Origin of the sequence: Ningiella algicola, assembly GCF_028401415.2 — a bacterium.
Lineage (GTDB): Bacteria > Pseudomonadota > Gammaproteobacteria > Enterobacterales > Alteromonadaceae > Glaciecola.
The window spans coordinates 3,883,704-3,900,000 of record NZ_CP171821.2; the positions used below are offsets into that span (position 1 = coordinate 3,883,704).

23 protein-coding genes are annotated in these 16,297 nt (G+C 44.8%); 21 read left to right on the forward strand and 2 right to left on the reverse strand.

Annotated features, from left to right (window positions below):
- The first annotated feature begins 72 nt into the window (after positions 1-72).
- Together PN836_RS16825 and PN836_RS16830 are read left to right on the forward strand one after the other, a co-directional pair.
- Positions 73-621: an HNH endonuclease gene (locus tag PN836_RS16825; RefSeq protein WP_395340489.1), complete on the forward strand. Its 549-nt coding sequence runs from the start codon at positions 73-75 to the stop codon at positions 619-621.
- A gap of 213 nt (positions 622-834) precedes the next feature.
- Complete coding sequence (locus PN836_RS16830) at positions 835-1,830, forward strand: branched-chain amino acid aminotransferase (protein ID WP_395340492.1); 996 nt, start codon at positions 835-837, stop codon at positions 1,828-1,830.
- Positions 1,831-1,853: 23 nt separating this feature from the next.
- On the opposite strand, the gene PN836_RS16835 is transcribed toward PN836_RS16830, so the two are convergent.
- Positions 1,854-3,323 (reverse strand): SGNH/GDSL hydrolase family protein, encoded by a 1,470-nt coding sequence (locus tag PN836_RS16835; protein WP_395340495.1) that lies wholly within the window; start codon positions 3,321-3,323, stop codon positions 1,854-1,856.
- A 197-nt stretch (positions 3,324-3,520) separates the two neighbouring features.
- On the opposite strand from PN836_RS16835, the gene rnr reads away from it, so the two are divergent.
- From rnr to rplQ, 19 genes are all read left to right on the forward strand, one after another.
- Positions 3,521-5,905 carry a ribonuclease R gene (gene rnr / locus PN836_RS16840; RefSeq protein ID WP_395340498.1) on the forward strand — a complete coding sequence of 795 codons (2,385 nt, stop codon included), beginning with the start codon at positions 3,521-3,523 and terminating at the stop codon, positions 5,903-5,905.
- A gap of 12 nt (positions 5,906-5,917) precedes the next feature.
- Complete coding sequence (gene rlmB, locus PN836_RS16845; RefSeq protein WP_395340501.1) at positions 5,918-6,655, forward strand: 23S rRNA (guanosine(2251)-2'-O)-methyltransferase RlmB; 738 nt, start codon at positions 5,918-5,920, stop codon at positions 6,653-6,655.
- 268 nt (positions 6,656-6,923) lie between these two features.
- Positions 6,924-7,292, forward strand: a complete 369-nt coding sequence (rplN, locus tag PN836_RS16850) for a 50S ribosomal protein L14 (RefSeq protein WP_395340504.1) — start codon at positions 6,924-6,926, stop codon at positions 7,290-7,292.
- A gap of 12 nt (positions 7,293-7,304) precedes the next feature.
- Complete coding sequence (gene rplX, locus PN836_RS16855) at positions 7,305-7,619, forward strand: 50S ribosomal protein L24 (RefSeq protein ID WP_395340506.1); 315 nt, start codon at positions 7,305-7,307, stop codon at positions 7,617-7,619.
- Between the two features lie 16 nt (positions 7,620-7,635).
- A complete protein-coding gene (gene rplE / locus PN836_RS16860) occupies positions 7,636-8,175 on the forward strand; it encodes a 50S ribosomal protein L5 (RefSeq protein WP_395340509.1) in 540 nt (179 codons plus the stop codon).
- Between the two features lie 11 nt (positions 8,176-8,186).
- Entirely contained in the window at positions 8,187-8,492 is a 306-nt protein-coding gene (gene rpsN / locus PN836_RS16865; protein WP_395340512.1) for a 30S ribosomal protein S14, read from the forward strand.
- Positions 8,493-8,506: 14 nt separating this feature from the next.
- Positions 8,507-8,899 carry a 30S ribosomal protein S8 gene (gene rpsH, locus PN836_RS16870; RefSeq protein WP_395340514.1) on the forward strand — a complete coding sequence of 131 codons (393 nt, stop codon included), beginning with the start codon at positions 8,507-8,509 and terminating at the stop codon, positions 8,897-8,899.
- Positions 8,900-8,912: 13 nt separating this feature from the next.
- Positions 8,913-9,446: a 50S ribosomal protein L6 gene (gene rplF / locus PN836_RS16875; protein WP_395340517.1), complete on the forward strand. Its 534-nt coding sequence runs from the start codon at positions 8,913-8,915 to the stop codon at positions 9,444-9,446.
- 9 nt (positions 9,447-9,455) lie between these two features.
- On the forward strand, positions 9,456-9,809 hold the full coding sequence (gene rplR / locus PN836_RS16880; RefSeq protein ID WP_395340519.1) for a 50S ribosomal protein L18: 354 nt from the start codon (positions 9,456-9,458) through the stop codon (positions 9,807-9,809).
- Positions 9,810-9,818: 9 nt separating this feature from the next.
- Positions 9,819-10,322 (forward strand): 30S ribosomal protein S5, encoded by a 504-nt coding sequence (rpsE, locus tag PN836_RS16885; protein ID WP_395340521.1) that lies wholly within the window; start codon positions 9,819-9,821, stop codon positions 10,320-10,322.
- A 6-nt stretch (positions 10,323-10,328) separates the two neighbouring features.
- Positions 10,329-10,511 carry a 50S ribosomal protein L30 gene (gene rpmD / locus PN836_RS16890; RefSeq protein WP_395340523.1) on the forward strand — a complete coding sequence of 61 codons (183 nt, stop codon included), beginning with the start codon at positions 10,329-10,331 and terminating at the stop codon, positions 10,509-10,511.
- Positions 10,512-10,515: 4 nt separating this feature from the next.
- On the forward strand, positions 10,516-10,950 hold the full coding sequence (gene rplO / locus PN836_RS16895; RefSeq protein WP_395340525.1) for a 50S ribosomal protein L15: 435 nt from the start codon (positions 10,516-10,518) through the stop codon (positions 10,948-10,950).
- Positions 10,951-10,955: 5 nt separating this feature from the next.
- On the forward strand, positions 10,956-12,263 hold the full coding sequence (gene secY, locus PN836_RS16900; RefSeq protein ID WP_395340527.1) for a preprotein translocase subunit SecY: 1,308 nt from the start codon (positions 10,956-10,958) through the stop codon (positions 12,261-12,263).
- Between the two features lie 32 nt (positions 12,264-12,295).
- The gene (gene rpmJ / locus PN836_RS16905) at positions 12,296-12,409 is read left to right on the forward strand and encodes a 50S ribosomal protein L36 (protein WP_075607266.1); all 114 of its coding nucleotides are present in this window, start codon (positions 12,296-12,298) and stop codon (positions 12,407-12,409) included.
- A gap of 137 nt (positions 12,410-12,546) precedes the next feature.
- The gene (gene rpsM / locus PN836_RS16910) at positions 12,547-12,903 is read left to right on the forward strand and encodes a 30S ribosomal protein S13 (RefSeq protein ID WP_395340530.1); all 357 of its coding nucleotides are present in this window, start codon (positions 12,547-12,549) and stop codon (positions 12,901-12,903) included.
- A gap of 15 nt (positions 12,904-12,918) precedes the next feature.
- A complete protein-coding gene (gene rpsK / locus PN836_RS16915; RefSeq protein ID WP_214452560.1) occupies positions 12,919-13,311 on the forward strand; it encodes a 30S ribosomal protein S11 in 393 nt (130 codons plus the stop codon).
- A 21-nt stretch (positions 13,312-13,332) separates the two neighbouring features.
- Entirely contained in the window at positions 13,333-13,953 is a 621-nt protein-coding gene (gene rpsD / locus PN836_RS16920; RefSeq protein ID WP_395340533.1) for a 30S ribosomal protein S4, read from the forward strand.
- 20 nt (positions 13,954-13,973) lie between these two features.
- Positions 13,974-14,963 carry a DNA-directed RNA polymerase subunit alpha gene (locus tag PN836_RS16925; RefSeq protein WP_395345721.1) on the forward strand — a complete coding sequence of 330 codons (990 nt, stop codon included), beginning with the start codon at positions 13,974-13,976 and terminating at the stop codon, positions 14,961-14,963.
- Positions 14,964-15,004: 41 nt separating this feature from the next.
- Positions 15,005-15,406: a 50S ribosomal protein L17 gene (gene rplQ / locus PN836_RS16930; protein WP_395340535.1), complete on the forward strand. Its 402-nt coding sequence runs from the start codon at positions 15,005-15,007 to the stop codon at positions 15,404-15,406.
- A gap of 66 nt (positions 15,407-15,472) precedes the next feature.
- Here rplQ and PN836_RS16935 read toward each other — a convergent pair whose 3' ends face one another.
- Positions 15,473-16,288, reverse strand: a complete 816-nt coding sequence (locus PN836_RS16935) for a hypothetical protein (protein WP_395340537.1) — start codon at positions 16,286-16,288, stop codon at positions 15,473-15,475.
- Between the last annotated feature and the right edge of the window lie 9 nt (positions 16,289-16,297).

Genomic DNA, 16,297 nt, shown 5'->3' on the forward strand with positions numbered 1-16,297 from the left:
AAGACTGTCATATTAGTACCTGATGATTCGCACTCACTTAGCAAAGTGACGCAAATACTATGAGTATTCAATATGTTGATTTTACGACTGAATAAATCTGGAATGCCGCAAACCTGGATCAGCCAAGAAGAAGCTGCCAAATGTTACGTCCAAGAAAAAGTCGTGTTTGAGCTTGGACAGAGCACTGTCGAGCTAAGAGGTGGTTGGAATCGAGAGGGCAAACAGAGCAAACTATGCTTATCTAGCATTATTGCTTGCGATGGAAAAATCACGCAAGACTCTGGGAAAATCGCGCTCAGCAATCGTTATCTGTTTCGACGCGACAACAACATGTGTCTTTATTGTGGGGATACCTTTTCTCCCGCCCAGCTTACCCGCGATCATATTGTGCCTCGCTCTCGCGGCGGCAAAAACACTTGGAGCAACTCGGCGACGGCATGTAAGCGATGCAACCATGCTAAAGCAGCGCGGACGCCAGAGGAAGCTCACATGAAACTCCTTGCAGTGCCTTTTGCTCCCAATATTTACGAACGCTTCTTCTTAATGAACAGGCGCATATTATCTGATCAAATGGCCTTTTTAAGTGCACACTTTTCTAAAAAGCGAGATTGGCTAAGTTGAACAAGACACAAGTCTTTTGATTGTCTTACCATCGATTTTCAGTTTCGCCTGACTTTTGTTGAGCGTCATTAATTAGGGCCCGTTCGAATAATCAGAATTATTCCATTAAATCCGTTTTGCTTTGCTGCAAACATGGCATAGAATCACCACCATTCGATACGATGCAGCTTTGTGGTGCAACCACATGACCAATATTGGAGAGTTCATACCCTAATGGCAGCTTTTGGAACAGTATTTTTGCCAGAAATGGCTATCGCTAAGTTTGAAGACGGCTCATGGAGCAAAACAAACATGGTGAGCGCAGACAGCATTCAAATGCATCCTGGTGCCCATGTACTTCATTATTCAAGCACCTGCTTTGAGGGCTTAAAAGCCTTTAAACACGAAGATGGCAGTATCAACATCTTTCGGATGGAGCAGAATGTTAAACGAATGGCGCAAAGCTCGCGTCTGCTTAATTTGCCAAAAGTCGATGAGTCGCAGCTATCTGAGATGATTGTCTCGATTGTGAAAAAGTACGCATCACAAGTGCCTTCACCTCCTGGTTCGATGTATATCCGTCCTACGCACATCGGCACGGAAGCATCTATTGGAAAAGCGGCAGCGCCTTCGGCGACCTCTATGTTATATGTGCTGTTATCGCCAGTTGGAGATTACTTTTCAGGAGGCGCTAAGCCGCTGCGTTTGCTACTTGCAAAAGACGGAATGCGATGTGCAGAGCATATGGGAATGATTAAAAGTGGTGGTAATTACGCCAGTGCTTTGGGGCCAATCCTTGAGGCGAAGGCCTCTTCGGATGCTGATCAAATACTCTTTTGTCCCAACGGTGACGTGCAAGAAACGGGAGCTGCAAACTTCATTTTAATTGATGGTAATGAAATCATTACTAAAGCCTTAGATAGCACATTTTTGCACGGCGTGACTCGCGCCTCTATTTTGACCCTTGCTGCCGACTTAGGCATGAAGGTCTCAGAACGGGAACTGTCGGTGAATGAATTGCTAGAACGCGCCGCAAAACCAGAAACTGAAGCCGCATTGTCAGGAACCGCCGCCGTTTTAACTCCTGTGGGCACGCTGATTCATGAAGGCGCGGAGCTGTCAGTGGGCTCGGCTAAAGCTGGTGCCACGACAATGAAGTTAAGACAAGCCTTGAACGACATCCAATGGGGTAAGGCTCAAGATAAGCATGCTTGGTTGACGCGCGTATAGAATATTTTCTCTGCACAAAGAACCTACTTTTTTGTTAATACAAATTCGTATTCCTTGGCTTGGTATATTTCGTACATCTGTATGTTCAGTAATCTTGCTTGATCTCGGTATACTTGGATATTTGAAGCGTTTTGTAAATAGTTGTCCGCTTGCTGACGCATGTAGCGATGCCATGGTTTGCCTCGGCTTTTTTCCACGTGTGCATCAAGGGTAGAGATGAGGCCTTGTTTGGAATCGTGCATCGACTCTGGATACTGCCCTAGCATTGAAAACTGCACCTGTAGCAAGTCACGTAGGGCTTTTTCGGTGTCTACTCTTAGTTGATTGACCTCTCGTATCTTCCTAGCAGGCTCAAAAAATGGGGCCTTATCATAATTAGAAAGGTTGATACCCGTTCGCAATTCGTCAGACTCAAAACTATCAATTGCCTTGCCATTAATACTCAGCCCGTACACACCCTTTTCCAGACCGATGACAGTAAAACTGAACTGATTGTATTTGTCTTCAAAGGGTACAAACTTGAGTGCTTCATGTTGCGATGTTGAGATAGGGAAAGGCAGCGCGGTAAGTGCACAGCTCATCGTTAAAATATCGGCTGATTTTCCATTCAATACCTTACTCTGTTGATATTCGATATCGCTTAGGTCGCAGCTGTGCATTTTGTGAGTTTTCTTGTTCAGGTCAACGAAAATACTTGCCACCCGTGAAGGCTTGAAATGCGATGTTAACATTTGATAGAACATCACAAAATGCCCGGTTTCACCGGGATGTATGCGATCAGGCCCAACAATGCTAAGTGTAGGATCCTTAACTTGAATATCTTGATTGATTGCCAACATAGGGGATTGAAAGTCGATTACAGCTAAATCGCGCTCTTTTGCGTAGCGACTCATTAATCTAGCGTAGTTGGCCAACTCATCGTTGACGCCAAACATATTGGTGCGCTCGGCTTGTAGTGTTTGATCGTAAATGGACGGTGTCAAAATAGTCGTGTCCGTTTCCATGTCACTTAGCTGGTCAAGCAGTTCATTCATATTGTTGATATAGGTTTGGCGCGCCGATAGTTGCTGTTGTTCAAATTCATCAAGTGCCGCAGCTGTCAAAGGCGGATGCTCATAAATACCACGATTTACGTCATTCATCCCCAGCATGATGGATGCTCGTGTAGGTTTGTGGATGGCAATGTCTTTGTCAAAACGAGCCAGAGTACCTTTGGCGGTATCACCGGATATTCCAGCGTTAATGAAGCGAATATATCGGTCAGGAAGTCGGGTTGCATAATACAGAGCTAAATTCCCGTGATAACTACCTGCGTGAGTAATCGAATCACCAATAAACACCACCGTGTCTTGATGCTGAAACGCTAACGAGGGGGCGGCGCGACCGTTAGTAGCACCGAGAAGTATTGAATGCCACAGAATGCCGAAGCATACAAATATCATTAAGCGATAAGCGAGTCGCCGGCTTTGAAAAATACTGCGGCAGCTTTTCATAGATTCACTCTTTATTGAAATGGATATGTAAAAAGCTAGCGCGACGCTTTAGCTTTTTCAATTATGCTCTTTACATATTAAGCTTAATATTTGCTAAGGAAGCCCTAAAACTCCAGCTACTGACTGGCACTTAAAGCAATGTACGAGTACACCTGTTATACTGCGCGCAAATTTAAACGAAATACCGAATTGAGTGAATGAGTAAAGACCCGCATTTCGCGCGTGAAAAAGAAAAGTATGATAATCCAGTTGCTAGTCGAGAGTACTTGCTAAGCCTTGTTAAAAAACACAACGAGCCACTCTCCTTTTTAGATATATGCCAAATTGTGGATGCTCATGACGAAGAAAGTCGGATTGGCATTCAGCGCCGCTTGCGAGCAATGGAGCGTGAAGGACAACTGGCGTTTAATCGAGACAAGAAGTACGAAGTCCAAAAACAAGCATCTTTAGTTCGAGGCCGTGTTATTGGCCATCGCGACGGCTTTGGTTTTTTAAAGCACTCCCTGACCGAAAAAGATTACTTTATACCGATTCACCAAATGAACACGCTCATGCATGATGATATGGTCGAGGGCACCATTAATGGTGAAGACAGACGCGGACGAACAGAGTTTAGAGTGAATCGCGTTGTGGAGCCTCGCAAAGAGCCAATTGTTGGTCGCTTTTATACCGAGCAAGGCACTGCAATGGTTATACCCGACGATAACCGCATTTGCCATGAAATCATGATAATGGACAGCGACACCATGAACGCTAAACAGGGCAATGTGGTGGTGGTAGAGGTGACGCAGCGTCCGCGAAGACGAATCAGCGCCATTGGTAAAATAATTGAAGTGCTAGGGGAGCACATGGCGCCCGGTATGGAAATCGAGACAGCACTACGTAATTTTGATATTCCGCATCAGTGGCCCAAAGCGGTTCTTAGCGCCGTTGAGAAGCTAGAAGAACATGTGCCAGAGTCCGCTAAAAAAGGTCGTATTGACCTTCGACAGCTGCCTTTGGTCACCATCGACGGTGAAGATGCTAGAGATTTCGACGACGCAGTTTATTGTCAGCCACTTGAAGAGGGCGGTTGGCAGCTATGGGTGGCTATTGCTGATGTGAGTGCATACGTTCAACCTGGCACCGCGCTTGATAACGAAGCGATTAAGCGTGGCAATTCGGTCTATTTTCCGGAAAAAGTGATTCCCATGCTTCCGGAGGTGCTTTCAAACGGGCTTTGCTCTTTAAATCCAGAAGTCGACCGCTTGTGCATGGTGTGTGAAATGAGCATTGACGCTCGCGGGAAACTAAGCGAATACCAATTTTATGAAGCCCTCATGCGTTCTCACGCCCGCCTAACTTACACTAAAGTATGGAACATTTTGCAAGGCAGTGAGGAGCTTATTGAACGTTATCAATCAAGTGTACAAGACCTAAAAAACCTTAATGACCTATTCGGCGCGTTGAAGCTTGCTCGCACAGGGCGAGGCGCAATTGAATTTGAGACGCAAGAAACAAAGTTTGTTTTTAACGCTCAGCGTAAAATTGAACATATCGTTCCTTTGATCCGCAACGATGCACACAAAATTATTGAAGAGTGTATGATCATGGCGAACGTCTGCGCAGCAAGGTTTATTGAAAAGCACCATGAATCGTTAAAAGCAGAGGCGCTTTTCAGAGTACATGATAAGCCCGATGAAGACAGGCTATTAACGTTTCGAAATTATTTACGCGAAATTGGCGTAGATTTTTCGTCTACTCAAGAGCCCAGTCCTCGTGAATTTACGCAAGTCATTAATAAAACAGCCCATCGAATGGATAAAGAGCTGATTCAAACTATGTTGCTAAGATCCATGAAGCAAGCTGTGTACGATGGTTCGAACATTGGACACTTTGGCCTGGCTCTAGAGGCTTATGCTCACTTTACGTCGCCCATCCGTCGATACCCCGATTTGATTGTTCACCGAGTGATCAAAGCCATCTTAAACAAGATAAACAATAACAAAGCGTGTAAAGGTGCGAAGTTTTACACACAAGAAGAAATTGAGCAATTGGGTGAGCAATGCTCAACCACAGAGCGTCGAGCGGATGATGCCACCCGTGACGTGGCGGACTGGCTTAAATGCGAATTTATGCAAGAGCATGTAGGGGATGTGTTTGAGGGTGTCGTCGCGTCGGTTACCAATTTTGGCTTATTTGTGCGATTGACGGATTTTCATATCGATGGTCTTGTGCACATTACTTCGCTCGCGTCAGATTATTATCATTATGATGAAGTTAAACAATGCTTGATCGGCGAGAGCTTTGGCTTGACTTATCGACTTGGCGATCCGCTCAAAGTGAAAGTTGCCGCGGTGAATCTCGATGAGCGTAAGATTGACCTTATTATCGATGGGCTACCAGCAATGGAAAAAAGTCTCAAAGGTAAAAAACGAAGCGTCAACAAGCGAGGCTCGAGTGCTGCGAAAGGCTCCGGCAAAAAGGCAGGCACAGACAAGGCTGGCCGAAAAGGTCCAAGTAAATCAAAGCCAAGCAGCAAGAAGAAGTCTGGTCCAAGCTCAAAGCGCAATAAAAGCTCTCGTAATAAACCAAAACGATAAGGAAAGAGGTTCGTGGCTCAACAAGAGTGGTTGTATGGTCAACACGCAATATCAGCAGTGCTTAGCAAAGAACCAGAGCGTGTGTTGGAGATTATGGCGGCGAAAGGAAGAAATGACGATCGAATGAATGCGCTCATTACCCTTGCGCGTAAAAACGGTATTTCAGTTCAGTTTTGTCATCGGAAAACCCTTGACGATAAAAGCAAAGGTGAGCAACACCAGGGTGTAATGGCGAGGGCAAAGCCTGCGCGCGTGCTGAATGAAAACGACCTAGACATAATCTTGGAAAAGCAAAACAATCCCTTCTTTTTAGTATTAGACGGCGTAACCGACCCGCACAATTTAGGAGCATGTTTACGCAATGCAGATGCCGCAGGCGTGCATGCGGTAATTGTTCCCAAAGACAATTCTGCTTCAATTACACCAGTGGTGCGAAAAGTGGCAGTAGGTGCTGCTGAAACCGTCCCTCTTATTCAAGTCACAAACCTTTCCAGAACGCTAAAACAGTTGCAGCACTCTGGTGTATGGATAATTGGTACAGCGGGGGAAGCAACGCAACTCATTTATGACACACAGCTAAATGGAAGCATCGCGCTTGTGATGGGTGCAGAAGGTAAAGGAATGAGAAGGCTAACGCGAGAAACATGTGACGAACTCGTAAGGTTACCTATGGCGGGTAGTGTTTCAAGTTTGAACGTATCTGTTGCTAGCGGCATTTTTTTGTTTGAAATAGTGCGTCAACGCACCTAGTTTACTTCAATTTGAACAGCAGCAGTCACCCATTACGCCTATTGTTATAGACATAAAAGCCAGTGTTTTGGGTGTTTAAGGAGTCATTAACCACCAGCATTCAATAATTCCTGTTTTTCTTAAAAATAAACTACACGTCCCCCCTCTTTTCTGTTATAGTTTCGCGCCCTTTTTATGGGGGTATGGTCTATATTTCTCATTTTTTTGAGATTTTATAGCAGCTTAGCGACTCTACAAGAGTCATAAATTAACAGCGGAGCACTAACTAATGATCCAAATGCAAACTAACCTGGATGTTGCCGATAATTCGGGCGCTCGCAGGGTTCAGTGTATTAAGGTTCTTGGTGGCTCGCATCGCCGTTATGCACATATCGGTGACGTTATCAAAGTTACTGTCAAGGAAGCAATTCCTCGCGGTAAAGTAAAAAAAGGTGACGTTCTGAATGCAGTGGTGGTGCGTACTAGGAAAGGCGTTCGTCGCGCAGATGGGTCAACCATTCGTTTCGATAACAACGCAGCTGTTTTGCTCAACGCAAACAAGCAACCAATTGGTACGCGTATCTTTGGCCCGGTCACTCGTGAGCTTCGTGGAGATAACTTCATGAAAATCATCTCATTGGCCCCAGAGGTACTATAAGGAGTCACGATAATGGCTAACAAAATTCGTCGTGATGATGAAGTAGTCGTATTAGCGGGTAAAGATAAAGGCAAGCACGGCAAAGTTTTGCGTGTTGTAGCTGAATCTGACCGCGTATTTGTAGAAGGCGTAAACGTTGTCAAAAAACACCAAAAAGGAAACCCACAAGCGGGTGAGCCTGGCGGTATTATTGACAAAGAAGCTTCTATTCACGTTTCAAATGTAGCGATTGTTAACTCGGCAACGGGTAAAGCAGATCGCGTCGGTTTCCGTTTTGAAGATGGCAAAAAAGTCCGCTTCTTCAAATCTAACGGCGACTTAGTTTAATTTATTGGAGAGTACGATGGCGAAACTGCATGATTTCTATAAAGAAACAGTAGTAGCTGAACTTGCAAAGCAGTTCGGGTACAAAAGCGTCATGCAAGTCCCTCGGGTAGAAAAAATCACTCTAAACATGGGTTTAGGTGAAGCAGTAGCTGACAAGAAAGTGCTAGAGTCTGCGCAAGCTGACATGGCTGCTATCGCTGGTCAAAAGCCAGTTGTCACTGTTGCTAGAAAATCTGTTGCGGGTTTTAAAATTCGTGAAGGTTATCCGATTGGCTGCAAAGTAACCCTACGTGGCGAACGTATGTGGGAATTCCTTGAGAGATTAATCTCAATCACTATTCCTCGTATCCGTGACTTCCGTGGTCTTAACCCGAAATCTTTTGACGGTCGAGGCAACTATAGCATGGGTGTACGTGAGCAAATCATCTTCCCTGAAATCGATTTCGATAAAGTGGATAAAGTGCGCGGCATGGATATTACAATTACCACAAGCGCAGAAACTAACGAAGAAGCTCACGCACTATTAAGTGCATTTAGCTTCCCGTTTAGAAAATAAGGTGTAGGGTTATGGCAAAAGAATCAATGAAGGCGCGCGAAGTAAAACGTGCCAAGCTGGTTAAGAAGTATTCAGCTAAGCGCACCGCGCTTAAAGCAATCATCAGCGATGTGAATGCTTCTGAAGAAGAGCGCTGGGACGCTGTTCTGAAGCTACAACAACTTCCACGTGATTCGTCTCCTTCGCGCAAGCAAAATCGTTGCCGCGTAACGGGTCGTCCACATGGGTTCCTACGCAAATTTGGACTATCTCGTATCAAGCTTCGTGAAGCGGCGATGCGCGGTGAAGTCCCTGGCCTTAAAAAAGCCAGCTGGTAAGGGAGTAGCTTAATATGAGTATGCAAGATCCTATCGCAGATATGTTTACCCGCATCCGTAATGGTCAACAGGCCGCTAAAGTTACGGTAGCGATGCCTTCTTCTAAAGTTCGCGTAGCAATCGCGAAGCTTCTAGAGTCAGAAGGCTATATCGAAGGTTTCAGCGTTGAAGAAGGCACAAAACCAGTGCTTGACGTAAAGTTGAAGTACTTCGAAGGTAAAAAAGTAATTGATACAATTGAACGAGTCAGCCGTCCTGGTCTGCGCATCTACAAGAAAAAAGATGAGCTGCCGAAGGTACTAGGCGGACTTGGGATTGCTATCGTGTCTACCTCAAAAGGTGTGATGACTGACCGTGCGGCGCGTAAAGCTGGCATGGGCGGTGAGATCATCGGTTATGTAGCATAACGGAGGAAATGAAATGTCACGTATAGCAAAAGCACCTGTCGCACTTGCATCTGGAGTAGAAGTCTCCATTTCAGGTCAAGAAGTGACTGTAAAAGGTAAGAAAGGCACCTTGACTCGCGTATTTAACGATGCAGTTGAAGTGGTACAAGAAGAGAACGAACTGAAAACTCAGCCTAAAGAAGGCGCGGTGAACGGTTGGGCTCAAGCAGGTACTGCCAACTCTTTGCTAAATGCAATGGTTATTGGTGTAACCGATGGTTTTGAAAAGAAACTTCAGCTGAATGGTGTTGGTTACCGTGCTCAAGCGCAAGGTAAAAAACTCAACCTCACGCTAGGCTTTTCACACCCTGTCGTATACGAAATGCCCGAAGGCATTACCGTAGAAACGCCTACTCAAACTGAAATTGTTGTCAAAGGCAGCGATAAGCAGGTTGTAGGTCAAGTTGCAGCTAACATCCGCGCTTACCGTCCACCAGAGCCTTATAAAGGTAAAGGTGTTCGTTACGCTGATGAGATGGTGCGTCGTAAAGAAGCTAAGAAAAAGTAGGTGGGTGATATGGATAAGAAATCAGCTCGCTTGCGTCGCGCAACTCGCGCACGTAAGAAAATCAGCGAACTTGCTGTAAATCGCTTGGTTATAAACCGTACTCCGCGCCACATTTACGCTCAGTTAATCGCGCCAAGCGGTTCTGAAGTAATTGCATCAGCTTCGACTGTTGAAAAAGATCTTAAAGGTTCTTTGAAAGCAACAGGCAACGCAGAAGCAGCAGCGGCAGTTGGAAAAGCGATCGCCGAACGCGCTATCGATAAAGGTGTGAAAGAAGTTGCCTTCGATAGAAGTGGGTTCAAATATCACGGTCGTGTGAAAGCACTGGCTGATGCCGCGCGTGAAGCCGGCCTTCAGTTCTAGGAGTTAATAATGGCTAAAGTAGAAGTTCAACAACAGGGCGACCTGTTAGAAAAGCTTATTGCTGTAAACCGCGTCTCTAAAGTAGTTAAAGGTGGTCGAATCTTTAGCTTTACTGCACTAACAGTTGTTGGTGACGGAAATGGGCGCGTGGGTTTTGGCTACGGTAAAGCACGAGAAGTTCCTGCTGCTATTCAAAAAGCAATGGAAAAGGCACGTCGCAATCTAGTCACTGTAGACCTTAACGGTAATACGCTACAACACCCAATCAAAGGGCGTCACTCTGGTTCTAAAGTTTACATGCAGCCTGCCTCTGAAGGTACGGGTATCATCGCTGGTGGTGCAATGCGTGCAGTTTTAGAAGTAGCGGGTGTTCAAAACGTTCTTTCTAAGTGTTACGGCTCAACAAATCCAATCAACGTTGTTCGCGCAACCATCAACGCTCTTGTAGAAATGAATTCTCCAGAGCAGGTGGCAGCTAAACGTGGATTGCCTGTTGACGAAATATTGGGGTAATCGAACATGGCTAATACGATTAAAGTAAAGCAGGTAAAAAGCTCGATCGGTCGTTTGCCAAAGCACAAGGCTACCTTGGTAGGTTTGGGTTTACGCAAAATCGGTCACGTTCGTGAACTAGAAGATACAGCTGCCGTACGCGGTATGATTAACCGTGTTAACTACATGGTTGAGATTGTTGAGGAGTAATGAAATGAAATTAAATACTATTGCTCCTGCACCGGGAGCGAAACACTCAGGTAAGCGTGTAGGCCGAGGAATCGGCTCAGGTTTAGGCAAGACAGGTGGCCGTGGCCACAAAGGTCAAAAGAGTCGCTCAGGCGGGTCAGTCAAGCCTGGATTTGAAGGCGGTCAAATGCCTATTCAGCGTCGCTTACCCAAATTTGGTTTTACCTCGCGCGTATCTTTTGTAACTGATCAGGTTACATTAAGCGAAATCGCCAAAGTCGAAGGTGACGTGGTCAGCCTTGATTCTTTGAAAGCTGCAGGTTTGGTTAAAAAAGAAATGCAGAATGTAAAAGTCATCAAGTCTGGTGAAATCAGCCGTGCTGTTACAGTAAGCGGATTAAAAGTCACAAAAGGCGCATTGGAAGCGATTAACGCTGCTGGCGGTAAAGTAGAGGAATAAGCTAAATGGCGAAACCAGGACAGGGTTCAAGTGCAGGCGGGTTGAGTGAGTTATGGTCTCGCTTATTGTTTGTACTTGGCGCAATCATAGTGTTTAGGCTTGGGTCTTACGTACCCATCCCTGGTATTGATTCAAACGTGTTGTCTCAAATTTTTGAGCAGCAAACGGGCACCATTGTTGGCATGTTCAACATGTTTTCTGGCGGTGCTCTGGAGCGTGCATCAGTATTGGCACTTGGCATTATGCCCTACATTACTGCTTCGATTATCATGCAGTTGTTGTCGGTTGTTCATGAGCCGCTTAAAGAAATCAAGAAAGAAGGTCAGTCAGGTCAGCGTAAGATTAGTCAGTATACGCGCTATTTGACATTGGTGTTGGCAACTTTCCAATCTATTGGTATTGCCACCGGTCTTCCGCAAATGATTCCTGGCTTAGTCCTTAATCCTGGTCTCGGCTTTTATTTTACAGCGATTGTAAGCTTGGTTACCGGAACCATGTTTTTAATGTGGTTGGGTGAACAAATTACAGAGCGCGGCATTGGTAATGGTATCTCCATTCTGATTTTTGCCGGTATTGTGGCGGGCTTACCTACCGCAATTGGGCAAACCGCAGAGCAAGCAAGGCAAGGTGACATAAACCTTTTATTCTTGTTTGTGATTGGCGCTATCATTGTTGCATTAACGTATTTAGTTGTTTTTGTTGAACGTGCACAACGTCGTATTGTCGTGAACTACGCAAAACGACAACAAGGGCGAAAAGTGTTTGCAGCGCAAAGTTCTCACCTTCCATTAAAGGTGAATATGGCAGGTGTAATCCCACCTATCTTTGCTTCAAGCATTATCTTGTTCCCAGGTACGCTCTCGGGTGTGTTTGGTCAAAATGAGTCTTTATCATTTTTGACAGACGTATCTTTAGCACTGTCCCCTGGACAACCTCTATATGTAATGCTTTATGCCGCCACGATTATCTTCTTTTGCTTTTTCTACACTGCATTGGTTTTTAATCCTCGCGAAACAGCTGATAACTTGAAAAAGTCTGGTGCATTTGTCCCAGGGATTCGTCCCGGTGAGCAGACATCACGTTACATTGATAAAGTGATGACTCGACTCACGTTGGCAGGTGCTCTGTATATTACTTTTGTATGTTTGGTGCCCGAGTTCTTACTGCTATGGTTTAACGTTCCGTTTTACTTTGGTGGTACATCATTGCTCATTATATGTGTGGTGATTATGGACTTCATGGCACAGGTGCAGACTCATTTGATGTCACATCAATATGGGGATGTTCTTAAGAAAGCTAACCTGAAAGGCTAAGGTCTAGGGTTAGTCATTTACGGAGAGATGTAATGAAAGTTCGTGCATCCGTTAAAAAGATTTGCCGTAACTGCAAGATCATTAAACGTAACGGCGTTGTTAGAGTGATCTGTGTAGAGCCTAAGCACAAGCAAAGGCAAGGTTAATCTCAAGTAGCTGGTTTTTACTACTGGGTCGAAAGTTTCGATTCGGCGGAAAGAGACCTAATTTGCAATATAGTTACCGGGTAAGTATCCTAACGGGCTTTTTAGGCTGGTAACAATAATTTAGAGGAGTGCTGTTAATGGCCCGTATCGCTGGCATTAACATTCCTGAACACAAGCATACGGTAATTGCACTACAGTCGATTTTCGGCATTGGTGCAACCCGTGCAAAGGCGATTTGCGATAATGCAGGTGTGTCAGAGTCTACCAAAATTAAAGATTTGGATGAGACAACAATCGATAAACTTCGTGATGAAGTTGCTAGGTTCACTGTAGAAGGTGATTTGCGACGTGAAGTTTCCATGAGTATTAAACGTTTGATGGACCTAGGTTGCTTCCGTGGTATACGCCACCGTCGTAGCTTGCCTCTACGTGGTCAGCGCACCAAAACGAATGCGCGTACCCGTAAAGGTCCTCGTAAACCTATTAAAAGATAAGCGAGGAATATAACTATGGCTAAAGCACCAGCACGTAGCACGCGTAAGCGCGCAAAACGTCAAGTCGCGGACGGTATGGCTCATATCCATGCGTCTTTTAACAACACCATCGTGACAATCACTGACCGTCAGGGCAATGCATTGGCATGGGCAACATCTGGTGGTTCAGGTTTCCGTGGTTCACGTAAATCAACCCCTTTTGCTGCACAGGTCGCTGCTGAAAGAGCAGGCGTTGCTGCACAAGAGTATGGACTGAAGAACATTGAAGTGTTCGTTAAAGGTCCGGGTCCAGGTCGTGAGTCTGCAATTCGTGCATTAAATGCAACGGGTTACAAAATCACGAATATTACAGATGTGACGCCTATTCCACATAACGGATGTCGTCCACCTAAAAAACGTCGCGTATAGACAGACAGTTGGAGAAAGATCATGGCTAGATATTTGGGTCCAAAACTCAAACTAAGTCGTCGTGAAGGAACCGACTTGTTCCTAAAAAGCGGCGTAAGAGCAATTGATAGTAAGTGTAAAATTGACACTGCTCCCGGTCAACATGGCGCCCGTCGCGGTCGCTTGTCTGACTACGGTGTTCAGTTGCGCGAAAAACAAAAAGTACGTCGCATGTATGGCGTATTAGAAAAGCAATTCAGAAACTACTATAAAGAAGCGGCTCGTCTCAGAGGTAATACCGGTGAGAATTTGCTTCAGCTTCTTGAGCAGCGTTTAGATAACGTTGTTTATCGTATGGGCTTTGCAAGCACGCGCTCTGAGGCACGTCAACTTGTTAGCCACAAGGCAATTCTTGTTAACGGTAAAGTAGTGAACATTCCATCGTTCAATGTCAAAGCTGAAGATGTGGTTGCTGTTCGTGAAAAAGCGAAAAAGCAAGCGCGTATCGGTGCAGCTCTTGAGCTTGCTGATCAGCGTGAAAAACCAACATGGTTGGAAGTTGACAACACTAAGCTTGAAGGCACATTTAAACGTGTTCCAGAAAGAACCGATTTGTCTGCAGAGATAAACGAACAGCTTATTGTTGAACTTTACTCTAAGTAAAAAATAACTAAAGAGGATACATTGTGGGTTCAGTGACCGAATTCCTAAAGCCAAGATTAGTTGAAATTGAAAACGTTTCACCTACTCGTGCAAAAGTAACATTAGAGCCGTTAGAACGTGGTTTTGGCCACACTCTTGGTAATGCTTTACGTCGTATTCTCCTTTCGTCAATGCCAGGTTGTGCAGTGACAGAAGTTGAGATTGATGGCGTTTTGCACGAATACACTGCAAAAGAAGGCGTTCAAGAAGATGTACTGGAAATATTGTTAAACCTTAAAGGTTTAGCGGTACAACTTGAAGGCAAAACTGAAGCAACACTTACGCTTGTAAAGTCTGGCGTAGGCCCAGTTGTAGCGGGTGATATTCAGCACGACGGTGACGTTGAGATTGTTAATCCTGAACATGTGATTTGTACCTTAACAGGCGACGCAGAATTAAGCATGCGCATTAAGGTAGAAATGGGTCGCGGTTATGTACCTGCTTCTGCTCGACGTTCCTCTGAAGATGATGATCGCCCAATTGGTCGATTATTAGTGGATGCTTCATTCAGCCCAGTAGAGCGTATCGCTTACGGAGTTGAGTCAGCGCGTGTTGAACAGCGCACTGACTTAGATAAGCTCGTAATTGATATGGAAACCAATGGAACATTAGATCCAGAGGAAGCCATTCGTCGCTCCGCAACAATCTTATATCAGCAATTAGATGCTTTCGTTGAATTACGAGATATATCAGTTCCTGAAGAGAAAGAAGAGAAACCAGAATTTGATCCGATTCTACTTCGTCCTGTTGATGACTTAGAACTGACGGTTCGTTCTGCAAACTGTTTGAAAGCTGAAGCAATCCAATATATTGGTGACCTGGTTCAGCGTACTGAGGTAGAGCTTCTCAAAACACCTAACTTAGGTAAGAAGTCTCTAACTGAAATCAAAGACGTACTTGCTTCTCGCGGTTTATCACTGGGCATGCGCCTAGAGAATTGGCCACCAGAATCAATTGCGGAAAAAGATTAATCAGGTTTCACGTAAACTGATTTTTAAAGAAGGAAAGCACTATGCGCCATCGTAAGAGTGGTCGACAGTTAAATCGCAACAGCAGCCATAGGCAAGCTATGTTTAAAAACATGGCAAGCTCTTTGGTAAAGCACGAGGTAATTAAAACGACCTTGCCGAAAGCGAAAGAACTACGTCGCGTAATAGAGCCTTTAATCACACTAGCTAAGCAAGACAGCGTTGCAAATCGTCGTCTAGCTATGGCACGTACAGGTGATAAAGAGGTTGTTGGTAAACTATTTAATGAGCTTGGTCCGCGTTACGACGCACGTCCAGGTGGTTATAGCCGTATCCTTAAGTGTGGTTTTCGTTCTGGAGACAACGCGCCTATGGCTTATATTGAATTAGTAGACCGTCCGGTTGTTGAAGTTGAAGAAGAAGTAGCTGAAGCAACTGAAGAGTAAAAAACTCTATCATTAAAAAACCCGGGCAATCGCCCGGGTTTTTTGTGTTATACAGTGCGTTGCAAGCTAATTAATGGAATCGTCTGCTTCTGTGTAGTGTTTCTCTATTAATAATGCTACGGCGTCCTCGCTCAATCCGCCTTTAATCGCACTATCCCGTACTTTTTCAGCGTCAATATTTTGATCATGGGCTAAGGCAACAAGGCGATTCAATGCGTCAGGATATTCGGTCAATTGTTCAACTGAAACAATTATCATGTTTTCAGACTCATCACTCCCCTCATCCACAGTCGCTAGAAGCGCGTCAAGTATATACTTTCCAACATAAGGCACTTCTTTTATTGTGGTAACCAAGATCTCCATCGTTTTATTTGGATATGCCTTAACTAACCTTTGTGCAATCTGATCAGCGGAATCAGGCTCCGCATGGACTGCTGTCTTAATGATTTCATTGAAGTAATCGGGTGATACCTTGCAAGCCTCACGAGTTGTAATCTCCGCATAACTAGGTTCAGCATTTACAGCGATTTTAACGATTTCAGCCGGATTCGATATCTTGTGTTGATTTGCGACCATTATTATTTGGTCGATAAACATTGGGTTGGTGCTGACACTTGCGCTTATTATCTCTTCATATTTGTCGGGATAAGCAGTAAATGCAATTGATAAGAAGTCACCGGTTTTCTCCGGGTATCTTTGCAATAGAGAACTGAGCGCATTTCCTACAGAACGATTATTTGCAACTTGCGTTTTGAAAAACTTGATAGATTGTTGAGAAGGCTCGGTAATTGAAGAGCCACCACTACTGGGTTCAATAGAGTTTGCAAAAAAACTTCCGCTTACTAATAAACAGACGGTGCTTGCTAAAGCGAGTTGTTTCATAAATTGGCT